Origin of the sequence: Nostoc sp. MG11 (genome assembly GCF_014904695.1) — a bacterium.
Taxonomy (GTDB): Bacteria; Cyanobacteriota; Cyanobacteriia; order Cyanobacteriales; family Nostocaceae; genus Komarekiella.
In genome coordinates, this window is sequence record NZ_JACXXN010000031.1 from 1 (window position 1) to 22,949 (window position 22,949).

A 22,949-nucleotide genomic window follows, 5' to 3' on the forward strand; every position below is an offset into this window, starting at 1 on the left:
CTTCCCGAACTCAGAGGTGAAACGCTGCTGCGGCCACGATAGTTTAGGGGTTGCCCTACGCAAAAATAGCTCGATGCCAGGTTTATTATTCAGTTAACATTAAATACCCAGAACATTTTAACTACTATGTTCTGGGTATTTGATTTAGTTAAGCTTTTACGGTTCTTCCGGTAGTTTTATGAACCTATCCCACTAATAAAACTCTTTGAATCCAAATATGAATAGTAGCAAGATCAAGAAATGCATCAAAATATATTTTTCGACGTTCCCAGCGAACAACTAAACGACGGTATTTACGTTGATACCAAGCAAAACAACGTTCTTGCTGGTTCTCGTCATAGATATTTTGATGGGTCTACCTTTATTTTTCTTAGTTTTCCAAACTCTTTTTGGTATTTGAGGTCGAATCCTTCGTTTGCGTAGACTCGCACGCTGTTGTTTCGAGTCATACCCCTTATCGGCAGCCAAAACTCTCACTCGTTTACGTGGTCTACCGCGTTTCAAAGTTCTTAATTTGACTTTATTTAGTAAAGATAATACTTGTTCCCCCTCGTTGCCGTTAGCTGGAGTTGTTGAATTAGACAGGGGTATTCCATTACCTTCTGTAAGCATGTGGATAAGAATACCTTTTCCTTTACCACCATACGCAACTTCTTCACCTCCTCCTTTTCCAGGGAGAAAAAGAGCCGTATACAGCCCCAGAATCCCAGTTTATCAGACCTTTTTCCATTAGCGTAGGCGTAGCCCGCCGCAGGGCATCGCTAATATACGTGCTTGTATGTACTCAAATGTTCCATCGTCACGCCATCGCTTTAACCATCGATGGGATGAGCTTTTAGATGCCCACACATCACCATGTGGTAAGTCACACCATCGACACCCAGTAATCAGAATGTACAACAAACTATTTAATACATGACGATATGGTGCATTTCGACTTGTCCTTCCTGCAGAAAAATTACTCACAGTATACATCAGAATCATTGGCGGATGATTCATGATTTACCTTGGAATAAAAAATCGGTGCTATTAAAAATAAATCGTCGCCAATTTATGAAATACTTGTCAGATGGGGATCAGATATACTTAATAAAATTGAAGAAGTGAGCATTGATCTCTGGTCACCTTATAAAAACCTAGTAGAAGAGTTAATGCCAAATGCTCATGTAACTGCTGATAGATTTCATGTAATGAAACAGTTAAATGATGAATTAGATACTATGCGTAAAACTGAGAAAAAAGCAGCTATGTCGCTAGATAATGAATCAGAAAAAGAGCGAATATTGAAGGCATTAAACAAAAGCAAATATAGCTTACTTAAAAATGAGAATTCTCTCAATGAAAAGCAAAAAAAAATGAAAATCTGTGCAGGATGTGTCCCCAAACCTCGCTACAATACACGCACTTAAAGAAGAATTTTGAGATATATTTGAAACAACTAAATCTTGGGGAGATAGTATAATAAACCTACTAAATTGGATGTATGATGCTCTTTCATATTTTCCGAAGAGTATAGGTACAATCGTTAGATGGTTTGGTGAAATAGTCGGCTATTTTGATAGCAGAACTACGAGTGGTGCTGTAGAAGGAATTAATAATAAACTCAAGTTAATTAAAAGGCTTGGATATGGCTTTCGTAACTTTAGTAATTTTTAGATTACGCAGTTTATTAAACTGGCATTTTACTATTAATTATTCATAAAAGTAACCGAAAAACCACTTTTACTTGCATAAACTGCAATTAACATAAAATTTGCATAATAAATAAGTATATTTGAGTTTCAAGCCCACATTATTCCTCTTCTGTCACTTTCCTAGATAAAAACATATTTACAAGATAAAAGTTCCAGTCTAAAGCAATGATTATGTCCATCATATTAGAAAATAAAGCCACAAACATAATCCCAGTTAGAGTTTTAGTGGTATTGACATGTTTAAGAAGTATTAAGAATAGACTGTCTCAGATTTCCATATGAACAAACCTGTAGGTATAAAGCCATTGATAAGGAAGCGCTGCTAGCAAAATGACGAACAAAAATGACAACAATTTATTTAAGGCTCAAAAACCTAAAACCTTTCCTCTGAGTTTGGCTTTGGTATTTATTATGTGTTTTACTATTCTAAATACTGGAAATACTGAACCTATAATTCCTATTTTAGGATTTCATGGAATTATTGATACTCAAGCTTCTACTCTACGCTCGTATAAAAGAGAGATGAACTATCCACGAGAAGATTTAGAAAAACTTCTAGAGTATTTAATACTTAATGATTATTTGTTTTTAAGCACTCAAGATTTATATAATTTTTTTTTAAAAAATCTCAGGAATTTTCGGCTGGGCATCGTAATAAAAAACTCATTATGATTTCATTTGATGATGGATATAAAACAGTACATACGAATTTACTACCCATTTTGTATAAATTTGAAAAGAAATATGGGAGAAAAGTAAAAGTTGTTTTATTTATCAATCCAGGGAATTTAACTAGTAAGAATAGTGTCAATTCAGCTCATTTAGGATGTCAAGAATTGAGAGAAGGATTTAAAAAAGGGTTTTATGATATTCAATCTCATGGAATGAATCATAAAAATTTAGCTAACCTCCCTCGTCACCAGTTAGTTAATGAGCTTTTGAAAGCCAGAACGGAATTAAGAAAATGTACACAAGATTTAGATATAGAACAAACTGTAGCATCACATTTCGCTTATCCTTATGGAGCTTATAATAAACAAGTAAAATATTATGTATCTAAATATTATTTATCTAGTTATTTATACAATGACCAAATACTAAATTATAGTTGTTTGAAAGATTACTATAAAATTCCTCGTTTAATTGTTAATCGGCAAAAATCAACTAAACAACTGATAGAAATTGCTCAAGGAATGCATCCTAAAAAATATCAAAAAAAATGTTAGTAAACTATGTTAATAAATTAAAAATATAACTGAATAGTGTATGTTAATTTCAACATTATTACTCTTCGTTCGCATAATAGAATTTGATTAAGAGAAATTATCGATAAGATTGCTATAAATATTATGTGAAATACCAAGCAAACTAATAATTTCCTGTGTAGAGATTTGAAATGAGGAATATAGGCAAAACGCTCATCTCAGACTTCAATAATCGTCAAAGTGAGATTAGAAAAAGCATATAACAATCGTTCAACCGTAGGTTTATCAGTCCGTTTTTTCAGATTATCGGGATACAGTCCAGTAACAGAAAAGCTAAAGGCAGTTATGATGTAGGCGATCGCATTTATTGCCTTTATGCTACCGATATCATCAACGATATTAGCGTTTTAGCTGTAGCGCGAAAACTTTGCCCAGAAGAACATGCATGTAGTGCTATTGAACAGCTGTCCACAGCTCTCTCTGCCCACAATACCATTTGAGTTGCGTAACATCGCTGTGGATGCAGCCATTCCTGGTGGTTTTAAACTTAGACTACTTACTCACCGAAGATTTACAGCCCTTTCCCAACAATTAAGACGTAGCGATAACTGCTGTAGAACAACTTTATGTGGAAGTTACCCTAGTAGAACCAGAGAAGGCATGGTTTGGGAAATAGAACCTCTTCCCGAAAACTATAACTGAGAAATACTCAGATTTTAAATATAGTTAAAATAGGTATTCATCCCATATATCCATTTAAAAATAAAAAGCCATGAGAGAAAAACCTAAACAACAAATGCGTATATGGGCAATGTTGTGTCATATCTCGGCTTTGTTAGCCTGGCTATTATTGTTCTTTTTGGTATTTATTGGTATCCCTTTATATTTGCCCCTGAATCTTTTAGCACCACTGTTAATTTGGCGTTTCAAAAAAGCACAATATTCTTGGATTGATTTACAAGGTAAAGAATCTTTGAATTTTCAAATTTCGCTAACTTTTTATACATTAATAGTAATATTTTTATCATTAATTTTGGTGGTAACTAGTTGTGGCATTGCAGTAACTAGCAATAGCACTGTCAATGAAGTAAAGATCACTTTTGATGGACTATTAATTATGTTCATGTCATTAATATTATTAGTAATGCTGCTACAATCATTTCTAGTGACTTTCGCCGCCATCAAAGCTTACAAGGGTGAGCATTATCGTTACCCTTTAACAATACGAGTTTTGCGGTGAAATAATTAGACTTTTGTTGAGCAAATGTTTCCGATGACACCAAAACTAAGAATATGGTTTAAGTAAAAGCCGAGCTAGGTATTTACTGGGTCGTGTGTACGCCAAGTTGCGTTGTTCAGTTTGTGCGGCTACAGCTACAAGACGAATGGCAGGGCTAATCTGATGAGGCGTTACTAAACGAAATTAAAACGCAGCAGTATACCTTTTGCTATTAATAACGTTAAAGTCTTGGTCAACGCGATGAAAACAATAAGTTCACTTTTTAGCGAAGAACGCAACCAACTCCGGGCAGATATTGACAATACAACCAGCATTGAGCAGGTAATCAAGCTGGTTCAGAATCGACTCGATAATCTCGAAAGAATTTACATTAGCAAGCTAAATGTAGTTCAAGTACGTCTAGCTTCCTTTTTTCTGGATACACTGCGCCAGTCCATTGCTACTCTGGCAGCGGCCCACTTGGCTCAAGTCGCCCCAACAGAGCAACAGCAAATCACTAATTTAGCTGTTTTTCCTACCAACAGGTTAATTTTGAAATTGCTTAAAGCACTTATTTATATCGGTATTTTAGGTTGGTTGTTCCACTTAACTGAAACTACCCCAGGTGCATGGATGGCTATTCTACTAGCTTCTGTGCTTTTAGGACTGGAAGTTGTGCTTCAACTCGATAAAGATAATTCAACATCTTTTGAGCAATTAGAACTAGCTCAACCTGTCCTACGGGTCGATAGCCAAATCCTTTTAGACAACCTTGCTGATGCTCTCAACACAATTGACTTAGCAGTCGCTAGATTTGAAGAAGGAAACAAACATCAAGACGATCGCGGCATCGAAGAATTGCCAGAATTATTGAGTTTTCTGCAAAAGCTCATGGGCGCATCATTTCTTGAAAAACCCCAAATGGCGATCGCACTAGCGAAAATGCTGCCACAGATTTTAATGTCTCAGGGAATTAACGCTCAAATTTACCGACCAAATGATCCTCATAGTGATCGCAATTATTTTGACTTCGAGCCAAGTATTGACCCATCCACCAAAGATTACGTAACTATAACTCCTGCTTTGTTGAAAGGCGATCGCTTGCTAAGACGCGGCCGGGTAATTGAGCCAGCATATTCCGAGGCTAGAGAATAACAGACAATAAGAGTATGGAAATTTTAGAAACAATTGGTTTTGACTTGGGACACGGTGAAACGGCTGTAGCTAAAGCTATAGTGGAGAGCATCGAACCCCCGGAAATGCTTGAGATTAATAACAAGAAGAACCAAATTACAGCTCTTGGTTGGCATCCCAAGCTAGGTTATCTTGTCGGAGAGCAAGCGTTAATTCAAGCTGGCGTTACCCAACTGACAATCTCTTTCAAGCAAAAACCAAATAACGATTCCAAGTATCGAGAAACAATTAGCACTTTTCTAGCAACTTACTACCGTCTTTTAAAAGAAAGCAGACAAATTGAAGCTGGGGAAACTACTTACTTTTATATTGGTTGCCCTTCAGGATGGTCGGTTAGTGAACGAGAGGAATATCAAAAGCTACTTCGAGAAGCTGGTATTGCCAAACTGAATGTTGTACCTGAATCGCGGGCTGCTTTTATGCAAGCCAAGGAAGCCGGTAAGCTGGAGTATGAAAAACTTCTTTCATCGGTTCTAATTGTTGATATTGGTTCTTCGACCACAGATTTTACCCTGGTTAAAAGTTTACAAGAAATTCCGATGGATTTCGGAAGTAACACTTTAGGCGCATCCCTAATCGACAAGGCTATTTTTGAGCGTACTCTCGCTAAGCACGAGCAATCAGAGTTGCTAAAAAAAGTATTTAATGAATATCCACATCACCAAGCTCGTTGTGAACTTGCTTGTCGCAAAACTAAGGAAGATTACTTTTCTAATGAACAGCTATACAGCGATTCTCAATCCTTTGCGCGTGGCTTCGAGTCTATCAACGAACAGATTTATTTTATCCCCCAAGTCAACAAATCGATGATGGAGGAGATTTTAAACCAACCTTTGCCAGAACTGAGGCTTCATAGTTGGATTCAATCATTTGGTGACTCTGTAAGTGAGGCTAAAGAAAAACTGGAAAAGCTTGGGATTGTGCCGCAACTTGTACTGATGACTGGCGGTGCATCTCGAATGAAGTTTACACACCAAATTTGTCAAGAAATCTTTCCCGAACCAGAAACGCTCCTGCGTCCAGATCCGGAACCTGAACGATGTATTGCACTGGGATTAGCGCGAGTAGGAAGATGGGATCTGCGTGCTGCTGCCTTCAAACAAGAAGTTAACAAACTATTGGACTCACAAAAGCTCAAAAAACTGATTGAGAGACATATTCCAAAGTTAATTGAGTTGTTGATTAAGCCACTAGCAGATGGTTTGCTAGAAAATGCAGTTAGACCTGGAGTAAAAGACTGGCAAAAAAACCAAATACGGACTTTAGCCGATTTGGAAACATCTATGAAAAGTCGAGCCGAGCAGTGGCTTCAAGGCGATCGCGCCCAGCAGATAATTAACAATCAGTGCATCAGTTGGTTTAACAATGAAATTCAACCCGACTTAGCCGCAGAAACCGACCCAATATGCCGAAAGTTTCAGATACCTAGAAGCAGTTTAAGGTTTGAAGATAGCATTGAGCCGGCTTTTGTCAACCCAGAATTAAAAATTGGAGATGCTATCCTTGCTGACACAGTGGCATTTATCATCAATGTAGTAATTGGTGGAGGTACTCTGGCTAGTATTATCACTCTGATACTAACTGGACACTTGGTTTGGCCTATTGCATTGGTGTACGGGGCTTCAGTAATGGCAGCAGGAATGGAGCTAAATCGCCAGAGTGTCCAAGAGGCAATCAAGACAAATTTGGATATTCCTAGCTGGATTCGTTTTAGTTTTTTGAGCGACAAGAAAGTTAATGATATGTTTTCCCAATTAAAGCCGGAGTTGGAGAAGGTTCTGCAACAACAACTAGCAGCGAATCAAGAAGCTTTTGACAAACTAATTAATCAAATTGAGCAAGGACTGCAAAAAGTTCTTTCTACTAAGGTTCAAGAGGCAATAATTTTAATTCAATAACGGTCGCTGCTGCAACTTGGGCGCTCGTCGCCAAAAGGAATATATGCTTGGTATGAGCAATAAAAATTACATGATTATGGGAGTAAAGATTATATGATTGGGGTTGCGATCGCTGGGACTGGATTTGGTCAAAAAGTCCATATTCCTGCATTCAAAGCACATCCTCAGACTGAGGTAGTGGCTGTTTATCATCGAGATATAAAAAAAGCTCAAGCGATCGCAGACTCCCATAATATTCCCCACGCCTGCGACACAATTGCAAACATTGTTGCATTGCCAGAAGTGCAAGCAGTCAGCATCTCCACACCGCCATTTTTACACTACGAAATGGCTAAAACAGTACTACAAGCTGAGAAACATTTATTACTAGAAAAACCTGTAACATTAAATGCAACTGAGGCGAAAGAACTATATCAATTAGCTAAAGAAAAAGGTGTTATTGCAACCGTAGATTTTGAATTTCGCTTTGTACCAGGATGGCAGTTATTTGCAGAATTATTGTCAGAAGGCTATGTAGGTGAGATGCGCCTGATTAAAATCGACTGGCTAGGTTCCTCGCGTGCTGACACTTCACGCCCTTGGAATTGGTATTCTGACAAAGAAAAAGGCGGTGGTGCATTGGGGTCTTTAGGTTCCCATACCTTCGATTACATTCATTGGCTATTTGGCCCAGTACGCAGATTGAACACCCATTTAAGTACCGCCATTCCCACACGAGTTGACCCTACTAGCGGCGAATTCAAGCCAGTAAATACGGATGACACCTGTATGCTGGCGTTAGAATTAGCGAATGGGACACCTTGTCAAGTTTGCATCAGTGCGGTTGTTCATGCACCGAGGACACATTGGGTAGAAGTGTATGGCGATCGCGGTACTTTAATTGTGGGTAGTGAAAATCAAAAAGATTACATACATGGCTTTCGGGTTTGGGGTTCTGAGTTAGGTAAACCTCTCACCGAAATCGAAATACCAAATCGGTTAATATTCCCGGAAAATTATGCTGATGGGCGCATTTCGGCATTTATGCGCGTGGTAGACCAATGGGTGCAAGCAATTGACCGCAAGCAAGAAATTACCCCATCGCTGCGAGAAGGAGTTTATTCTCAGCTGTTGATGGATTTAGCCCATAAATCTCATGCGACAGCAAGCTGGGTAGATGTACCTGGGTTGGAAGGCTTTATTGGTAGCTAAATATTATCACGCAGAGACGCAGCGAAAAGTATGTAGCTTGCTTCCCGTAGGGTGCGCCGGCTTCCGGCGAACATAACTTTTCAAGACAGAGTCGCAGAGAGTAAGAGTTGAGAAGAGTTGATTTTTAAATTTCATATTCAAATTCAACAACGCCAATTAATTTGGTATTAACAATTTTGAACGCTGCTGTTGGTAAAAGCCGACAACTTTTTGGACATAATCAGCTGTAAAGCCGCTATTACAGCCTGTGTAATTACCAGTCATCCACCAACAAGCTACGCCACGCACAGCCGCAGTTTCATCATTACTAGTGGCGCGGAACTGCTGGTTTAACTCGCGGCGCGTGATGCAGGATACAACTTGACGGGCGATCGCGGGGCTATTTTCAAACTGCGTTGGTGTTAGTTCTCGTTTAAGACAAGATTTCGACCAGCCTTTGAGGGTTTCTGGTTTAACTTGCCACTCACTGTGAAGTCCATCGTTTGAGGAGCCTGTTTGTGGTGCAGCCCGTCGCAGCGCCTCTACCATCGCCGCAACTTGAGCATTAGAAACCTGCTGTTGTGCTTGAGCTAATAATGGCGATGACAGCCCAAAGCTGACAATCACTCCGCTTAGTAGGAATCGTATGGGGTTTTTCCTCATAACTCTGGACTTATTTTTGATACCAGATGTAGCATACTACATCTCTAAAAATTGCAAGTATTAGCGGTGATGAAATTCCACCTCTTTCTCTAAAATTTTGATATCGTAGTTTCCAAAGAAATCGTGACCCAGTAGCCCGATGCCTGCTTTTGGAGCGATCGCAACTCGAATATTATTAGCTATGGCTCCACCTACTGCAATAGATTTTACTTTCCCAGTTGAAAATTGTACTTGGCTACCATCAGCAATTTGAGCTTGCATCAAACCTGTAGATTCGAGTTTGAGCGTGCTTGCCATACCTTGAGTAATTAGAGTACCAGTCGCACCTGTATCTACAATCATCTCAAAGGATTGTTTGTCATTGAACGTGACATCAATTATGGGAGTTCCACCAAGACGGCGTTTAATCGGAATCCGAAAAACTTTATTGTCATTACTTGAGGGCGGGGTTATCGTTACACCACCACAAAGGTTTGCCAATCCTACCGTTTTGCCAGAGGCGGTGATCATGAAACATGCTCCTGGATCTTCGGCTATTGCCGATTGGGGTAATGGCAAGAATATCAAAGTCGGCATTACAGCTATTAAAGCTATGTTAATGGTTTCAAGCCAACACTTCAAAGCATTTTTCATATTATTTTAATTCTCTAAGGTCTTCTATAAATGTTGATAAATAATGTATTCTGTTTGGCTTGATAAGCCAATTATTCTTTAAAAATGCTCATTTTCTTTACTAACTTTGTATATTTAAAATAAGACAAAATTGTATCTTAATAAATACATAGTACATATAAATACTAATATTACATTAAAGTTTAAGTAAAGACATGATAAAACTACTTAGACTACATCAAAACATGACATACTAAGAAGTTAGATAATGGAAATTTAAAGATGTAGCTAGACATTTGTTAGCTTACTCAAGGTTAGCTACTGCATGTATAGCAGTAGCGATCGCATTGTTAACGGCAATATCTTTCTTTGACAAAATCACATTTTCAGCAAAGGTGCGCTGAACAACTACACCGCAAACAGCAGCGGCAGCAAAATTATACACACCTGCCATCTTAAACAGCGTACCGCATTCCATTTCGTAATTCAAAACATTCAAACGCCGATATTCTTCTGTAATGCCATGCAGCGATCGCATTAAATTTGGATTCGCTGAATTGCTACGTTCTTGTCCTTCATAAAAAGTATCCACTGATGCCGTAATTCCTACATAATGCTCAATCTCTAGTTCTCGTGCTGCTTTAATTAAGGCAACTGTGAGAAACGGCTCAGCTGCGGCTGGATACTCCACAGGTGCAATGTCATTTGCTGCACCTTGGCGACACAATGCCGCACTACTAATTACAATGCTACCAACAGTTACATAAGGTTGAATTGCGCCACAAGTGCCAATACGAATAATTTGCCGGATTCCAACTTGTACTAATTCATTGACCACAATACTTAGCGAAGGCGCACCCATACCACTAGTAGCAGATAAGATACTGCGACCTGATAAGTTTCCCACATAACTATTGAGTCCCCGATTCTCCGACAATAAGCGCACATCCTGCAAATAAGTTTGAGCAATTAAACACGCACGTTCAGGATCGCCAGATAATAAAGCAATCCTAGGAGCAGATGAACCTAAATCATCTTTTCTAAAGCCAATATGATATAAACTTTTATTATTCATAAGGTAAGAAAAATTACTTTAACTTTGTCTAGAAATATTTATTCACCATGTAATCAGTTTATTCATCAAATAACTATGATTACATATTTATGACTACCGAAAAACGACAATTTTATAACAATAGTTATAATTTGGTATTAAATAGCAAAATAAGTATTTGTATCGGTAACGTAAAAACTTTAACTTTCTCAATTATGTTTTCATTAAAAATTAGAGATTTATGTCTTAACAAACACTATAAAAACATAGAATAATAAATTAAACGCAATATATTTAAACCAGTCATAAGACAGATGTAGTAAACTATAGTTAAACTTAAAGTATTGGATACAAAACAAAGGGCGTAACGAATTTAGGGTGCAACTGTAACAATGATAGACATTGATGATTGCAGAGTGAGAGTTGTATTTCTTACTCTGTATTTACTTAGAGGTTTTGCTTTGTTGAATTATTTAAAGTAGTAGATAAAAATATATTTTTCAACTTAAGATTGGGAACTAATTATAAATTACTAGTTCCCAAATCGTCATAATTACATTTTATCCGGCAGTTTAGAGTTGACAGCCATTATCCAAAAGGTACAAAGACAGACTCAAGCACCGTTAAAAAGTTCAAAATTTCTAAATTTCCGCACCTGCTTTAGATTCAGCACCCATTGGCGCAACATAATCACGGAAAAGAGTAATTTGCTGTTCAAAAGGTATGACTTGAATTTTGCTAAATAATGCTTTCGCTTCTGAAGGAAGTTGATAATCGGAAGGAACAGGAATGATAGTACCATTATCCATTCCTTGAGATAGTCGATACCAAAATAGCAGCTTGGTGGTATCACCCAAAGAGCCGTATTGACGAGAAAGTTGGGTATCTGCTTTATTAATTAAGTCACGTTGAAGTTGCAACTGTTCTTCGTGAGTTAATTCCTTAACTTGATTAAATAAACCTTCGGCAATTTCTGGGGAAGCAGTACTTGCACCAGGAGCAGCTGGTGTAATTGAGCTACCCATTTCTTTGTAAATGAACCAAAACAACGCGAGTTGTTGATCAACATCCAATTTTTGCCAAGCTTGAACATGTTCGCGAATAGTTGGATCGCCAGTTTGGGTGTATGTCATTATCAACTCCGATTGCAATTAATATCTATTAGCAATAACAATATCAAATGTGTATTTGGCGTTTTACCTCACTGAAGATAGAGATGTATCTAAATCAAAGAGAGGAACAATTGAAAATAGAATATCAATCGAGCGGAGTGTAGTCCTGTATGGAAAATATTTGGAACTAGATAAATATAAAGTAATAATTATGTTATGCAGAGTAAAATAATGAGCTTTATTGTTCCTTTACCACAAAGCGATAACATCTGTAATTTCAGGTTACCAAACTTAGAAATCGGAGTTCCGAGATCAAAACTTGAAACTCCGAATGAAAACTTGAATTCTATTTTTTTCGCAACTTTCTCCAAGTAGCTGTAGGCGTTCAGGCTTTCTTACTCCCGCCGATTTTGGTAATCTTCGGAAGACATTGGATCTAATTCCCAGCGAGAATCGTCTCGTTCTTCTAAAATATTGTTGGTACGGAGAAATGCAGCATCATCCATTTCTAAACCGACTGCTGCTTCTATTTCCTCAGTTACATTTTGGTCGGGAGTGGGAGCAGTACCACCAACAGCTTCATCCCCTACTGCATCTGCATCTTGCCAATAAGCATCAACATCACCGCCAGTAAGTTCAGGACTGGTCTCTGTATACTCACGTCTTTCCTCCCGTTGCGATCGCCCACCAATATTGTACCCCGGCAAGTCTTTCACACCAGTACCGTAGGACTCAGTAATTTCCTGCGGCAAATCATTGGTTTCAATTTCGTCATTATGATTTTTTTCTGCCATGATACTAGCCTTTTTCTGCATCCTCACAATAACGTTTTCCTGCCAGCAGGTTGTCCTACCGAAGATGTATAGCTTTAGAAATAAAATAATCTATCCCCTTAGTACGAAGCTAAGTAAGTAGTTACAGCCTAAGATTGTAACCATGAATTCACAAATCAAGTAACTTGTACTTGTCATAGTTGAAGTTTTTAGTTGTGAGTTAGAAGTTCTTAACTTTAATGCCCAACATAGATTTCTAAATCATGACTTTTTTATCCAGCAACAATCAATAAATTTAGCTAAGTTTCTTTTTACTTATGGCTTTAACTACCTGAATGCTAAACAACAAAGATTAATATTTAGTTAGAAGTGGAGGTAGAAAGTGGAATACAACGAGTTTATTACACACGTACAAAGCCTTGCTCAATCAGATTCTCGTGAAGAGGCAGAACGTTCTACCCGTGCCACACTGGAAACCGTTAAAGAACGTATTCCTGTTGATAAAGCACAAGACTTAGCTACCCAATTACCTCAAGAATTAGGCAAGTATCTACAAGGGAAAGAGGAAGAATCAAACAAATCATTTAATTTGCAAGAGTTTATTGCCCGTGCGAGCCAAAGAGAAAATATAGAACCGACTACCGCTGCGATTCATGTCCGTGCTGTGTTTGCTGTATTGCAAAATGCTGTCAAACCGGAAATATTTGCCGCATTCCACGCCAATTTTTCTCACGATTACGAAGAATTGTTTGCTACACCAACAAGCGAAGCATCTGCATAATAAACAATAAATAACTTAAAATTTCCAACTTCAAGTACTGCAAGCCAAAGAAAACATAACAGGCTGCTTAATTGACCTAGTTGTTGAATATTTTAGCTAGTTGAAACCCAGGAATAAACAGGTAATACCAATGACTCAGCAAAATCATTCTAGTAAGCAAAAAGTTGCTATCCTCATTGAAAACGATGTAGAAGATGCAGAATTTACAGTTCCTTTTAATGGGCTGAAACAAGCGGGGATAGAGGTTGTTGTCCTCGGTGGGCGCATGAATGAAAAATATAAAGGTAAACGCGGTAAACTTAACATGCAGCCCGATGGCACAACAACAGAAGCGATCGCAGCAGAATTCGATGCAGTAATAATTCCTGGTGGAATGGCCCCCGACAAAATGCGACGGAATCCCAACACAGTCCGCTTTGTCCAAGAGGCGATGCAGCAAGGAAAACTGGTAGCTGCGGTTTGCCACGGGCCACAACTTTTGATTGAAGGCGATTTACTCAAAGGTAAGCAAGCCACTGGTTTCAGTGCTATCCGCAAGGACATTATCAATGCAGGTGCAAATTACATAGATGAGCCGCTAGTAATTGACAGCAATTTGATTACCTCACGTGAACCCGGAGACTTACCAATTTTCACCACAGCTATTTTGAGTCGCTTGGGTTACGGTGGCAAAGATGCCGCACTACCAAGTGAGCAAGATACAAGCGCCGAATGGTGGAAACTAGCTGATGCTTGGGGTGGCTCAACCAAAGGTGATATCGCCAGAGGTTTAAATACTGCTCTTGCTGGTGAGCGTTATTCGTTAGAAGCTTTGGAAAAATACGCTGAAAAAGAATCAGATGCAGAAGTGCGATCGCTCTTTCAAGAGATAATTACTAATAAACAGCGTCACATTGAAAACCTGGAAACTTATCTTCACAAACTAGGCGAGAAACCCTCTTTAACCGCAAACATCGCCAATCAATACGCCAAAGTAAAAACTGCCTTAACAGGTAGTGATGACATATATCAGTTACGTTCCGCTTTAGGAGATGTACAAACTGGTATTGGCGATATTGGCAACTTGTGTGCAACATACACTGATCCAGTAGCAACTGCTATTTTCAAACAAATTTACAACGATTTGAGAAAATACGAACAGCAATTGATAAAGTTGTATCAGGTGCGGATAAGTACTCAGGCTAATCCTCCTCAGCCAACTACTGGTGCTGCTATGTCAATGTAAGAAGTCTTGAAGAGGCGTTGCACAACCAGAGATGAAATTAATGTATTGAGATTTAAACTCAACTTTAGTCCCAGAGCTTACATAAAAGCCAGATTGATTGCATAACTGGGATCTAAGGAAGTGTTAGTACTCTTGTACTGAAAAAATTTAGTTCAAAACTCCTCATCCTCTCTGCGCCTCTGCGCGACGCCAGTTGCTATAACGCGGCGGTACTTTCCACCCTTCGGAAATGCTTTCAGCGAACAAGTCGGCGAAGCCGCCCAACGCACCGTTTTCTCTGCGTGATATAAATCATCATTCAAACTATGCATACATGGCGTCTCTACCGCTTGCATAAGAAGCAAAAGCGCAGAAACAAAAAAGAATTGATTGGGAGATAAAAAAGTGACTTCAACATCTGGAGATAAACCGAATATCAGTCAAAGTGAAGCTAGTGAAACTGAGCGCTGGGCATCTCTTATAGGCGGCGGGGCGCTGGTGCTAATGGGTTTAAGACAAGGCTCTTTGCGCGGAGCACTGACAGCTTTAGCTGGTGGCGGTTTGATTTATCAAGGTGCAACAAAACAAAGCACAATCCAGCAGGCGCAAGAAGCAATGGGAGTAAACCAACCTATCAAAGTTGAAAAGACAGTAACAATCAATAAACCAGCAGATGAACTGTACCGCTTTTGGCACAACTTTGAGAATCTGCCCACATTTATGAAGCATCTCAAATCTGTGAAAGTTTATAACGAAAAACGTTCACACTGGATTGCCAACGCACCCTTGGGTAACAGCGTGGAATGGGATGCAGACATTTTAGAAGACCGGGAAAATGAATTCATTTCTTGGGCTTCTGTAGAAGGTGCAGATGTCGATAATTCTGGTTTTGTTCGCTTCCAAAAAGCATCAAGCAATCGCGGCACGGAAGTCAAGGTTGTCTTAGAATATAACCCACCCGGCGGAGCGTTAGCATCTGTTGTCGCTAAACTTTTTGGTGAAGAACCAGAACAGCAGATTGGTGATGAATTACGCCGCTTCAAAATGCTAATGGAAGCAGGCGAAATCGCTACTACTGAAGGACAACCCTCTGGACATAAATAGTTATTTGTCCTTCGTCCTTTGTCATTTGGATAAAGCGAATGACAAATTTAGATTTTTCAACATAGAAAAACAGCCGCATCAAAGTTGTGTTGACACGAAATGGCTAAGAGGTTAGTTGTGAGCATTTACTACTAACTAATTACCAGGGTACAGATGATAAATTGGAGAGTTTTAATGAACCAAGCAACTTCTTTTCTAAAAAACTTACGTCAAATTCTGACAGTTTTTCTTGTAGTAATTTCATTTTTTGCGATTCAAGCTTTTGGCTATAGTTCTACACTACAAGCACATGCTGGTAACACTGTGACAACTCCAGAAGGTACTTATTATAAAGGAGTACCTGACAGTGATGTAAACGACCTTACCAACAAAGCAAATCGGTCGGCTGACAGAACTGGACAAAATGCAAAAAGCGCTGTTGATAATATCCGAGAAAAGCTCAATCTTGATGAGCCACTGCCTCGAAGCACCAAAAACTTTTTGCAGTCAACTAAAGAAAAAGTAGAAGATACTGTTAAGCCAATGACTAGAAATAATGAGGGATATTAACAAGAGAAACAATCCCACATACTAAGGATGGAGTAATAGGGGAGTCTGTTGAATATTCAAGGTTGAGCATAACTCTTGACTATTCTTGACTCCTCCTTCCTTCATAATTGACCGAAAATTTAATTACGAATTACTGTCTTCTCTACGAGACGCTCCGCGAAGCGCTCAGACTTCATCTATTTGAGTAGCTTGCTTCTCGCGCCTTGGCGAGTATTACGTTAGCGCAGCGGGACGTAGCCCATTACGAATTAACGTGATTAAGGACTAATAATCATGAAAGCAGTTTGCTGGCATGGATCGAACGATGTGCGGGTTGAAACAGTTCCAGATCCAAAAATTATTAACCCGCGCGACGCCATTATCAAAATTACTTCCACAGCAATTTGTGGCTCAGATTTGCATATTTATAACGGCTATATCCCCACAATGGAGAAGGGCGATATTCTTGGCCATGAATTCATGGGGGAAGTTGTCGAACTTGGGAGTGCAGTCAAAAATGTTAAGGTAGGCGATCGCGTCGTTGTTCCCTTTACAATATCCTGTGGCAATTGCTTTTTCTGCAATCGGGATTTATGGTCACTCTGTGATAACTCAAACCCCAATGCTTGGCTAGTAGAAAAGCAAATGGGCTATTCACCATCAGGTCTATTTGGCTACTCTCACTTATTCGGCGGTTACGCCGGGGGTCAAGCAGAGTATGCACGAGTACCTTTTGCTGATGTAGGCTTGTTCAAAATTCCTGATGATTTAACGGATGAGCAAGTACTATTTTTAACCGATATTTTCCCAACCGGCTATATGGCAGCCGAGAACTGCAACATCCAACCCGGTGATATTGTCGCAGTTTGGGGCTGCGGCCCAGTCGGACAATTCGCTATCAAAAGTGCATATATGCTGGGTGCAGAACGCGTTATTGCTTTTGACCGCGTTCCCGAACGCTTGCAAATGGCTAAAGAATACGGCAAAGCCGAAGTCCTCAACTACGAAGAAGTAGATGTTGGCGAAGCATTAAAAGAAATGACCGGCGGTCGTGGCCCTGATGCGTGCATTGATGCAGTAGGAATGGAGGCACACGGCACAGATTTTATGGCATTGTACGACCAAGTAAAACAAGCAGTACGTCTAGAAACAGACCGCCCCACGGCATTACGACAAGTAATTGTATCTTGTAGGAAAGGTGGTCACGTATCAATTCCAGGTGTATATGGTGGTTTTGTAGACAAAGTGCCAATGGGTGCAGCGATGAACAAGGGATTAACCATGAAAATGGGACAAACTCACGTCCACAAATATTTACGACCCTTGCTAGAACACATCCAAAATGGTGAAATCGATCCAACTTTCATCATCACTCACAGATTACCTCTAGAACAAGCACCCCACGGCTACGAAATTTTTAAGGAGAAAAAAGATAACTGCATCAAAGTTGTACTCAAACCTTAAAGTCATTTCCAAAGTTTTGTTCTGACACTGAACTTTTGTTCGCCCTTGGCTTAAACTTTTCGCTTCGCTCAGACTTCTGTATTTGTCATTTGTCTAAAACAGATAACAAATGACTAATGACGAATGACAAATGACTAACAACAAATATGTTTGACTCTCTAAAATCAGAGCTTACCCGCCGGAATCTTTTGTACAAAGCAGGTTTTGGATTAATTGCAGTCAGCACTTTTGGTGCAGTAGGAACAATTTTCAAACCTACCCGTAGCTTAGCCCAAGCAGAGCCAGCACCTACCAAAGAACCATCTCTGCCTCCCGAAAAAAAGTTAGGATGGGCGGTTGTTGGTTTGGGAAAGTTTGCCACAGATACCAAGTGCCTCCAAGTTTTCGGCTCTGATGCAGTTTTAGAGTTAGATCCAGCGACCGACTAATACCAACATCGGCTGATAATCAAGCGAAAGAATAGTAACGAAGAACAGAATATTCAGGAAAAAAATCAATTCGCCCTAGAGATGGATCATTTATCCGAGTCCATCATGGCAAACAAACAGCCTAAAACTCCTGGCGAGGAAAGTTTACAAGATGTCAGGCTGATGCAGCTAATTTACGAAGCAGCTCCACTGGCAGAACAATCAAAGTTTAGCCAACTCAATCCCCAAGTTAAAAAGGTAAAAAATTATGTCTGATACAAGCGTTATAAAAGTAGATTCTAGCCATTCTCCTAAAGGTAAACTTGGTCAAAAGTATCTTGCTTCAGGTAAATCTATTGCCATGCGTCTTTGGGAAGACGAGCAACCAAGTGAAGCCAAAGAACCAACCGCGCGGGAATATGAAACTGTCGGTTATGTAATTAATGGTCGTGCAGAGTTGCATATTGAAGGGCAAACGATTTTACTAGAACCTGGGAGTTCCTGGGTAGTACCAAAAGGATCGACCCACACTTACAAAATTTTGGAACCATTCACCGCAGTTGAGGCAACTAGTCCACCGGCTCAAGTCCACGGGCGAGATGAAAGCTGATTTGTAGCTATGTGAAATCTTCAGCCGCCAAGGATGTATATCCGTTTTTAGTGGCGTACATATGTGCGCTACTAATACGTATTGGATTCAAAAGGTGTAGCGGCTACTCTTTAAAAACGCTAAGGGCGAACCTATAGGATACGATAACCGCTATAAGTTTGGCAGAGAATCGCCCAAAACGTGAAGCAATCGCAAGAGTTACTTTTAACTTGTTACTAGACTAGAGCCTGGTTATATTCTTAAAAGAAAATAAAGCCTTCTGAAATTCATTCCTAGACAGAACTAGAAACAAATAAAGCTCAGTCAAAATACTTATTTAAAAGTATTTTTTTTATCTGACTAGAGGCTGATGAAGATAAAACATTTGATTAGTTTCCTAGATAAGTAGAGGCTACACAAATATCAGATAAAAGTTTGGCAACAGTTTGATGTTGTGTCAGCACTATCTGCCATTAACGAGGAATTCAAATGTTTTATCACAATAAAAGACTACAGTATTTTACGCCCCCGGAAAAGCCAGATCCAGTTTACGCAAAGAAAATGCAAGAACTCATCGGCGGCAGCTTTGGTGAAATGACGGTGATGATGCAATACCTGTTTCAGGGCTGGAACTGTCGAGGCCCTGCCAAATACCGGGATATGTTGCTCGATATTGGTACTGAAGAAATCGGTCACGTCGAAATGCTGGCCACGATGATCGCCCATCTGCTGGATAAAGCACCGATCAAATATCAAGAAGACGGTGCAAAAGATGCGGTTGTGGGTGCAGTGATGGGTGGTAGTAACCCACGGGATGTAATTATGGCAGCAGCTATGAACCCGCAACACGCCATTGTTTCCGGTTTGGGTGCTATGCCAGCCGATAGCGTTGGGTTCCCGTGGAACGGTCGTTTCATCGTCGCTAGTGGTAATCTATTGGCAGACTTTCGTTCTAATCTTCATGCCGAATCTCAAGGTCTGATGCAGGCTGTACGGTTGTATGAAATGACAGACGATCCAGGAGTGAAAGATCACCTCAGTTTCATGATCGCCCGCGACACTATGCATCAAAACCAGTGGCTAGCGGCAATTGAAGATCTCAAAAGTGAAGGATTTGAGGACACAGTTGTTCCCCGTGTCGCCTATGAATATGGGAAGAACGAGTTTGCCTATCAGTTCTGGAATAATTCCGAGGGTGAGGAAAGTGCCGAAGGGCGCTGGGCGAAAGGGCCTTCAATGGATGGTAAAGGTGAATTCCAATATGTTGCAAATCCCCAACCAGTGGGGCCAGAACCGAACCCACCCCAGCCCGATCCCCGACTGCATGGTACACCGAAAGACCCACAGGCACAAAGCAACGGTTCTACCGCACCAACTGTGATTGAGCGCAAGACTATCAGCAGTTAATCATTTAAGGAACAACAAGATCCCCGACTTCTTGGAGGATACAGCTGGCAAATAGGGGGTCTAACCACTTAAAAACAAAAGCAGATTTACGAACACAGTTCTTTTGTGGTCACTATAAGCGTTAAGTGCGGTATTCTGCTGCACTTAACGACGAAATAATTTAAATGGAGATAAATCTTTATCTGCCAGCTTGGAATGAACGATTGATGTCACTTCTGTATCTGGAGTTGAGTCTGTACGTTACTTTCCATAATGCTTGAGCATATTTTTTTATTGAAATCTCTCCAACATTACGTCTAATAATTTATTTTAGTTATCATACTCGCTTAATCGACTGCGGAATTCACCTATTTTCGCAAGAAGAAGGAGGGTTTACCACGCCCTGGAAACTTTTCAGGTCTTTAGTCGCAGACGTTGGCACAGCGATCGCCTGCGTCATCTTCCCACGTTAAAATCTGGTCAGCAGTCAAGTTTAAATCTGGGAATATTGGTGATATTAAGCGATCACCTTGTCTAAACTGACTAACTTGATATTCACCTTCAACCAACTGGTAAACAAAGATAGTTGGCTGTTTGGGGTTGCCTTTAGCCCTACGACACCCACACCTAGTACACTGGGGAATTGCTCGCTCTGAATTGGGAGATATACAGAGGCATCGCGAATTTTCGAAAAACAGCTAACCTTAATCTAGAACAAACAAAAACAGATGATTACCAACAAGCTTTAACAGTAAGTTGGGTATGGTGCAAAAGTAAAGTAAAGTAAACCTATTTACTCGCAAAGTTAAATTAATGCCTATTGGGAATTAAATTATGAAATTTGATTACGCACTGGCATCAGCACTGATGGGAGTATCAATCGCTTTTGTACAACCCCAAATAGCGATCGCCCTATCCTCAACTGAGGTAAGTCAGGTTGCCAAAGCAATTACTGTACTAATTGACAATCCAAGCGGTTCTGGGACTGGGGTAATTATTCAGCGAGAGGGCGACACTTACACTGTTTTGACAGCTAAGCATGTCGTAGAAACTGAAGATAAATATGAAATTATCACCCCAGATAGTCAGCGCTATCCACTCGACTACAAAACTGTGAAAAAGCTGCCAGAAGTTGACTTAGCGATTGTGCAGTTTACCAGCAACCAAAGTTACGCTGTTGCCAAAATCGGTAACTCAGATGAAGCCATAGAAGGCGCTACAGCCTATGTAGCAGGTTTCCCTAAAGCAACCGCAGTAATTTCCAACTCGATTTATAATTTTGTCGCGGGGCAAATTACCGCTAATGCCTCAAAACCCCTGCGTGATGGCTACGCTTTAGTCTACAGCAATGATACGTTACCGGGGATGAGTGGCGGCCCGGTGTTGAATGAAAAAGGCGAAGTGATCGGAATTCATGGTATGGGGGATACTATGGAAAACTTTCAAATTTCCGACCAAAATCCCAATATCATTATCAAAACAGGTTTTAATTTGGGCGTTCCCATTAATACTTTTTTGAGACTGTCAGCTAGCGCTAAAACAGATGTGGGCGTCACTCCTCCTAGCACACCAACAGCCACAGCACCGAAAGCTGATGACTTTTTTATTCAGGCTGAGGACAAGTATGACAAAGGGGACTATCAAGGAGCGATCGCTGATTACACTAGAGCGATAAATATTAATCCCAACTTAGCTCAAGCCTACTACAGGCTAGGGTTGACCCGCAGCAAGTCTGGAGACAACCAAAAGGCTGTTGAGAATTTACAGAAAGCTACAGAATTATTTGCTGCACAAGGAAACAAAGCAGATGCCATACGTATTCAGGGCGTTGCTCGTTCCTTGTTAAAAGACTATAAAGGAGCGATCGCAGCTTTAACGGAAGCAATTCGCCTCAATGTCAAAGATACTTTAGCCTACAACAATCGGGGAAATGCCCGCTCTAACTTGGGGGACTTGCAAGGAGCGATCGCTGATTACAGCCAAGCCCTCAACATTGATCCTAACTATATCCAAGCCTACATTAACCGGGGAAATACCCGCTCTACTTCAGGAGACAAACAGGGAGCAATTGCCGATTATAACCAAGCCCTGAAGATTAATCCCAACTATGCCTTAGCCTACAACAATCGGGGAATTGCCCGCACTGCTTTGGGAGATTTGGAAGGGGCAATTTCTGATTACAATCAAGCCCTGAAGATTAATCCCAATTATGCTAATGTCTACTACAGCCGGGGAATTGCCCGTTCTAAGTTGGAAGATTTGGAAGGGGCAATTTCTGATTACAATCAAGCCCTAAAGATTAATCCCAACTATGCTCAAGCCTACTACAGCAAGGGAATTGTCCGCGCTGCCTTGGGAGATAAGCAATGGGCGATCGCAGATTTACAAAAAGCAGCTAACCTCTTTCAAGAACAAGGAAAAACAGAAGATTACCAAAAAGTACTGGAGTTAATTAAAAAGCTTTAACACTACCTCAACCTCGTATTTCTCGATTTTCCTTTGCTGAGGTGAGATTTAAGGAAAAAGCTTTAATATTATGCCATAAGTTTAGTCTTTAATACTCGTGGATGAGTCTTTAATACTCGTGGACGAGTCTTTGATATTCGTGGATGAGTCTTTAATACTCGTGAATGAATCTTTAATACTCGTGAGTGAGTCACTGCTCCCCCACTCCCCTGCTCATTCAATTTTGAATTTGCAATTTTACGCTCCGCTCAGAACTTTCCAAAACGGATTTTATACCGATTCAATTAATGATTGCAACAAATCCTTTGGTAGAGACGTTGCAATGCAACGTCTCTACATGGTCTATCTGTCATATTGTTTTTTGAAATTGGTATTAGATTATTCAATTCAAAATCTAAAATCTACAGCAGTTGGCATTTTCATAAA

Annotated in this window: 25 protein-coding genes and 2 pseudogenes; 19 read left to right on the forward strand and 8 right to left on the reverse strand. The window is 40.0% G+C overall.

Features of this window, described 5'->3' with window-relative positions:
• Window positions 1-279: 279 nt before the first annotated feature.
• Both HCR01_RS40895 and HCR01_RS27715 read right to left on the reverse strand, forming a co-directional pair.
• Window positions 280-612, reverse strand: coding sequence for a transposase (locus tag HCR01_RS40895; protein ID WP_413773975.1), 333 nt, complete (start codon window positions 610-612; stop codon window positions 280-282).
• Window positions 613-729: 117 nt separating this feature from the next.
• Window positions 730-999, reverse strand: a complete 270-nt coding sequence (locus HCR01_RS27715) for a transposase (protein WP_320073192.1) — start codon at window positions 997-999, stop codon at window positions 730-732.
• On the opposite strand from HCR01_RS27715, the pseudogene HCR01_RS27720 reads away from it, so the two are divergent.
• The 9 genes and pseudogenes from HCR01_RS27720 to HCR01_RS27755 form a co-directional block, all read left to right on the forward strand.
• A pseudogene (locus tag HCR01_RS27720) lies at window positions 934-1,702 on the forward strand (transposase); the annotation flags it as partial. The gene HCR01_RS27715 and the pseudogene HCR01_RS27720 overlap by 66 nt on opposite strands.
• A 322-nt stretch (window positions 1,703-2,024) precedes the next feature.
• Window positions 2,025-2,366 (forward strand): hypothetical protein, encoded by a 342-nt coding sequence (locus HCR01_RS40545; protein WP_320073193.1) that lies wholly within the window; start codon window positions 2,025-2,027, stop codon window positions 2,364-2,366.
• Complete coding sequence (locus HCR01_RS40550) at window positions 2,363-2,920, forward strand: polysaccharide deacetylase family protein (protein WP_320073194.1); 558 nt, start codon at window positions 2,363-2,365, stop codon at window positions 2,918-2,920. The genes HCR01_RS40545 and HCR01_RS40550 overlap by 4 nt, the downstream gene beginning before the upstream one ends.
• Before the next feature lie 341 nt (window positions 2,921-3,261).
• Window positions 3,262-3,399, forward strand: a complete 138-nt coding sequence (locus HCR01_RS27730) for a hypothetical protein (RefSeq protein WP_413773978.1) — start codon at window positions 3,262-3,264, stop codon at window positions 3,397-3,399.
• Window positions 3,395-3,601 (forward strand): annotated as a pseudogene (locus HCR01_RS27735) (DUF1822 family protein); the annotation flags it as partial. The gene HCR01_RS27730 and the pseudogene HCR01_RS27735, both read left to right, overlap by 5 nt.
• 70 nt (window positions 3,602-3,671) lie before the next feature.
• Window positions 3,672-4,139, forward strand: a complete 468-nt coding sequence (locus HCR01_RS27740) for a DUF4870 domain-containing protein (RefSeq protein WP_193199252.1) — start codon at window positions 3,672-3,674, stop codon at window positions 4,137-4,139.
• Window positions 4,140-4,379: 240 nt separating this feature from the next.
• Complete coding sequence (locus HCR01_RS27745) at window positions 4,380-5,273, forward strand: hypothetical protein (protein ID WP_193199253.1); 894 nt, start codon at window positions 4,380-4,382, stop codon at window positions 5,271-5,273.
• A 14-nt stretch (window positions 5,274-5,287) separates the two neighbouring features.
• Window positions 5,288-7,210, forward strand: coding sequence for an Hsp70 family protein (locus tag HCR01_RS27750; protein WP_193199254.1), 1,923 nt, complete (start codon window positions 5,288-5,290; stop codon window positions 7,208-7,210).
• A gap of 93 nt (window positions 7,211-7,303) precedes the next feature.
• Window positions 7,304-8,401 (forward strand): Gfo/Idh/MocA family protein, encoded by a 1,098-nt coding sequence (locus HCR01_RS27755; RefSeq protein ID WP_193199255.1) that lies wholly within the window; start codon window positions 7,304-7,306, stop codon window positions 8,399-8,401.
• A gap of 156 nt (window positions 8,402-8,557) precedes the next feature.
• Here HCR01_RS27755 and HCR01_RS27760 read toward each other — a convergent pair whose 3' ends face one another.
• From HCR01_RS27760 to HCR01_RS27780, 5 genes are all read right to left on the reverse strand, one after another.
• The gene (locus HCR01_RS27760) at window positions 8,558-9,043 is read right to left on the reverse strand and encodes a hypothetical protein (protein WP_193199256.1); all 486 of its coding nucleotides are present in this window, start codon (window positions 9,041-9,043) and stop codon (window positions 8,558-8,560) included.
• 60 nt (window positions 9,044-9,103) lie between these two features.
• A complete protein-coding gene (locus tag HCR01_RS27765) occupies window positions 9,104-9,676 on the reverse strand; it encodes a TIGR02281 family clan AA aspartic protease (RefSeq protein WP_193199257.1) in 573 nt (190 codons plus the stop codon).
• A gap of 283 nt (window positions 9,677-9,959) precedes the next feature.
• Window positions 9,960-10,730 (reverse strand): nucleoside phosphorylase, encoded by a 771-nt coding sequence (locus HCR01_RS27770; protein WP_193199258.1) that lies wholly within the window; start codon window positions 10,728-10,730, stop codon window positions 9,960-9,962.
• 620 nt (window positions 10,731-11,350) lie between these two features.
• Window positions 11,351-11,842, reverse strand: coding sequence for an orange carotenoid protein N-terminal domain-containing protein (locus HCR01_RS27775; protein WP_193199259.1), 492 nt, complete (start codon window positions 11,840-11,842; stop codon window positions 11,351-11,353).
• Between the two features lie 374 nt (window positions 11,843-12,216).
• Window positions 12,217-12,615, reverse strand: a complete 399-nt coding sequence (locus HCR01_RS27780; RefSeq protein ID WP_193199260.1) for a DUF6335 family protein — start codon at window positions 12,613-12,615, stop codon at window positions 12,217-12,219.
• Between the two features lie 361 nt (window positions 12,616-12,976).
• Between HCR01_RS27780 and HCR01_RS27785 the strand changes: the two genes are divergently transcribed.
• From HCR01_RS27785 to HCR01_RS27820, 9 genes are all read left to right on the forward strand, one after another.
• Window positions 12,977-13,375, forward strand: a complete 399-nt coding sequence (locus HCR01_RS27785; RefSeq protein WP_193199261.1) for a DUF2267 domain-containing protein — start codon at window positions 12,977-12,979, stop codon at window positions 13,373-13,375.
• Window positions 13,376-13,505: 130 nt separating this feature from the next.
• On the forward strand, window positions 13,506-14,600 hold the full coding sequence (locus HCR01_RS27790; RefSeq protein WP_193199262.1) for a DJ-1/PfpI/YhbO family deglycase/protease: 1,095 nt from the start codon (window positions 13,506-13,508) through the stop codon (window positions 14,598-14,600).
• 384 nt (window positions 14,601-14,984) lie between these two features.
• Entirely contained in the window at window positions 14,985-15,683 is a 699-nt protein-coding gene (locus tag HCR01_RS27795; RefSeq protein ID WP_193199263.1) for an SRPBCC family protein, read from the forward strand.
• Window positions 15,684-15,857: 174 nt separating this feature from the next.
• Window positions 15,858-16,232, forward strand: a complete 375-nt coding sequence (locus tag HCR01_RS27800; RefSeq protein WP_193199264.1) for a hypothetical protein — start codon at window positions 15,858-15,860, stop codon at window positions 16,230-16,232.
• A gap of 273 nt (window positions 16,233-16,505) precedes the next feature.
• Window positions 16,506-17,675, forward strand: a complete 1,170-nt coding sequence (locus HCR01_RS27805) for a zinc-dependent alcohol dehydrogenase (RefSeq protein ID WP_193199265.1) — start codon at window positions 16,506-16,508, stop codon at window positions 17,673-17,675.
• Between the two features lie 146 nt (window positions 17,676-17,821).
• Window positions 17,822-18,103 carry a hypothetical protein gene (locus tag HCR01_RS39110; protein WP_226889677.1) on the forward strand — a complete coding sequence of 94 codons (282 nt, stop codon included), beginning with the start codon at window positions 17,822-17,824 and terminating at the stop codon, window positions 18,101-18,103.
• Between the two features lie 105 nt (window positions 18,104-18,208).
• Window positions 18,209-18,358 (forward strand): hypothetical protein, encoded by a 150-nt coding sequence (locus HCR01_RS39115; protein ID WP_226889678.1) that lies wholly within the window; start codon window positions 18,209-18,211, stop codon window positions 18,356-18,358.
• Window positions 18,351-18,692 carry a cupin domain-containing protein gene (locus tag HCR01_RS27815; RefSeq protein WP_193199266.1) on the forward strand — a complete coding sequence of 114 codons (342 nt, stop codon included), beginning with the start codon at window positions 18,351-18,353 and terminating at the stop codon, window positions 18,690-18,692. The genes HCR01_RS39115 and HCR01_RS27815 overlap by 8 nt, the downstream gene beginning before the upstream one ends.
• 468 nt (window positions 18,693-19,160) lie before the next feature.
• Entirely contained in the window at window positions 19,161-20,078 is a 918-nt protein-coding gene (locus HCR01_RS27820; protein WP_193199267.1) for a manganese catalase family protein, read from the forward strand.
• Window positions 20,079-20,479: 401 nt separating this feature from the next.
• On the opposite strand, the gene HCR01_RS27825 is transcribed toward HCR01_RS27820, so the two are convergent.
• Complete coding sequence (locus HCR01_RS27825; protein ID WP_413773976.1) at window positions 20,480-20,626, reverse strand: hypothetical protein; 147 nt, start codon at window positions 20,624-20,626, stop codon at window positions 20,480-20,482.
• A 265-nt stretch (window positions 20,627-20,891) separates the two neighbouring features.
• Here HCR01_RS27825 and HCR01_RS27830 point away from each other — a divergent pair, with 265 nt between their 5' ends.
• A complete protein-coding gene (locus HCR01_RS27830; protein WP_193199268.1) occupies window positions 20,892-22,523 on the forward strand; it encodes a serine protease in 1,632 nt (543 codons plus the stop codon).
• The last annotated feature ends 426 nt before the right edge of the window (window positions 22,524-22,949 follow it).

What these genes read in the sequence shown, in the direction of transcription:
- HCR01_RS27790 (WP_193199262.1), top strand. Translation starts at nt 13,506, where the DNA reads ATGACTCAGCAAAATCATTCTAGTAAGCAAAAAGTTGCTATCCTCATT.
- HCR01_RS40550 (WP_320073194.1), top strand. Translation starts at nt 2,363, where the DNA reads ATGATTTCATTTGATGATGGATATAAAACAGTACATACGAATTTACTA.
- HCR01_RS27815 (WP_193199266.1), top strand. Translation starts at nt 18,351, where the DNA reads ATGTCTGATACAAGCGTTATAAAAGTAGATTCTAGCCATTCTCCTAAA.
- HCR01_RS27780 (WP_193199260.1), bottom strand. Translation starts at nt 12,615, where the DNA reads ATGGCAGAAAAAAATCATAATGACGAAATTGAAACCAATGATTTGCCG.
- HCR01_RS27805 (WP_193199265.1), top strand. Translation starts at nt 16,506, where the DNA reads ATGAAAGCAGTTTGCTGGCATGGATCGAACGATGTGCGGGTTGAAACA.
- HCR01_RS27820 (WP_193199267.1), top strand. Translation starts at nt 19,161, where the DNA reads ATGTTTTATCACAATAAAAGACTACAGTATTTTACGCCCCCGGAAAAG.
- HCR01_RS27750 (WP_193199254.1), top strand. Translation starts at nt 5,288, where the DNA reads ATGGAAATTTTAGAAACAATTGGTTTTGACTTGGGACACGGTGAAACG.
- HCR01_RS27740 (WP_193199252.1), top strand. Translation starts at nt 3,672, where the DNA reads ATGAGAGAAAAACCTAAACAACAAATGCGTATATGGGCAATGTTGTGT.
- HCR01_RS40545 (WP_320073193.1), top strand. Translation starts at nt 2,025, where the DNA reads ATGACGAACAAAAATGACAACAATTTATTTAAGGCTCAAAAACCTAAA.
- HCR01_RS27830 (WP_193199268.1), top strand. Translation starts at nt 20,892, where the DNA reads ATGAAATTTGATTACGCACTGGCATCAGCACTGATGGGAGTATCAATC.
- HCR01_RS27760 (WP_193199256.1), bottom strand. Translation starts at nt 9,043, where the DNA reads ATGAGGAAAAACCCCATACGATTCCTACTAAGCGGAGTGATTGTCAGC.
- HCR01_RS40895 (WP_413773975.1), bottom strand. Translation starts at nt 612, where the DNA reads ATGCTTACAGAAGGTAATGGAATACCCCTGTCTAATTCAACAACTCCA.
- HCR01_RS27770 (WP_193199258.1), bottom strand. Translation starts at nt 10,730, where the DNA reads ATGAATAATAAAAGTTTATATCATATTGGCTTTAGAAAAGATGATTTA.
- HCR01_RS27715 (WP_320073192.1), bottom strand. Translation starts at nt 999, where the DNA reads ATGAATCATCCGCCAATGATTCTGATGTATACTGTGAGTAATTTTTCT.
- HCR01_RS27745 (WP_193199253.1), top strand. Translation starts at nt 4,380, where the DNA reads ATGAAAACAATAAGTTCACTTTTTAGCGAAGAACGCAACCAACTCCGG.
- HCR01_RS27765 (WP_193199257.1), bottom strand. Translation starts at nt 9,676, where the DNA reads ATGAAAAATGCTTTGAAGTGTTGGCTTGAAACCATTAACATAGCTTTA.
- HCR01_RS39115 (WP_226889678.1), top strand. Translation starts at nt 18,209, where the DNA reads ATGGCAAACAAACAGCCTAAAACTCCTGGCGAGGAAAGTTTACAAGAT.
- HCR01_RS27775 (WP_193199259.1), bottom strand. Translation starts at nt 11,842, where the DNA reads ATGACATACACCCAAACTGGCGATCCAACTATTCGCGAACATGTTCAA.
- HCR01_RS27755 (WP_193199255.1), top strand. Translation starts at nt 7,304, where the DNA reads ATGATTGGGGTTGCGATCGCTGGGACTGGATTTGGTCAAAAAGTCCAT.
- HCR01_RS39110 (WP_226889677.1), top strand. Translation starts at nt 17,822, where the DNA reads ATGTTTGACTCTCTAAAATCAGAGCTTACCCGCCGGAATCTTTTGTAC.
- HCR01_RS27800 (WP_193199264.1), top strand. Translation starts at nt 15,858, where the DNA reads ATGAACCAAGCAACTTCTTTTCTAAAAAACTTACGTCAAATTCTGACA.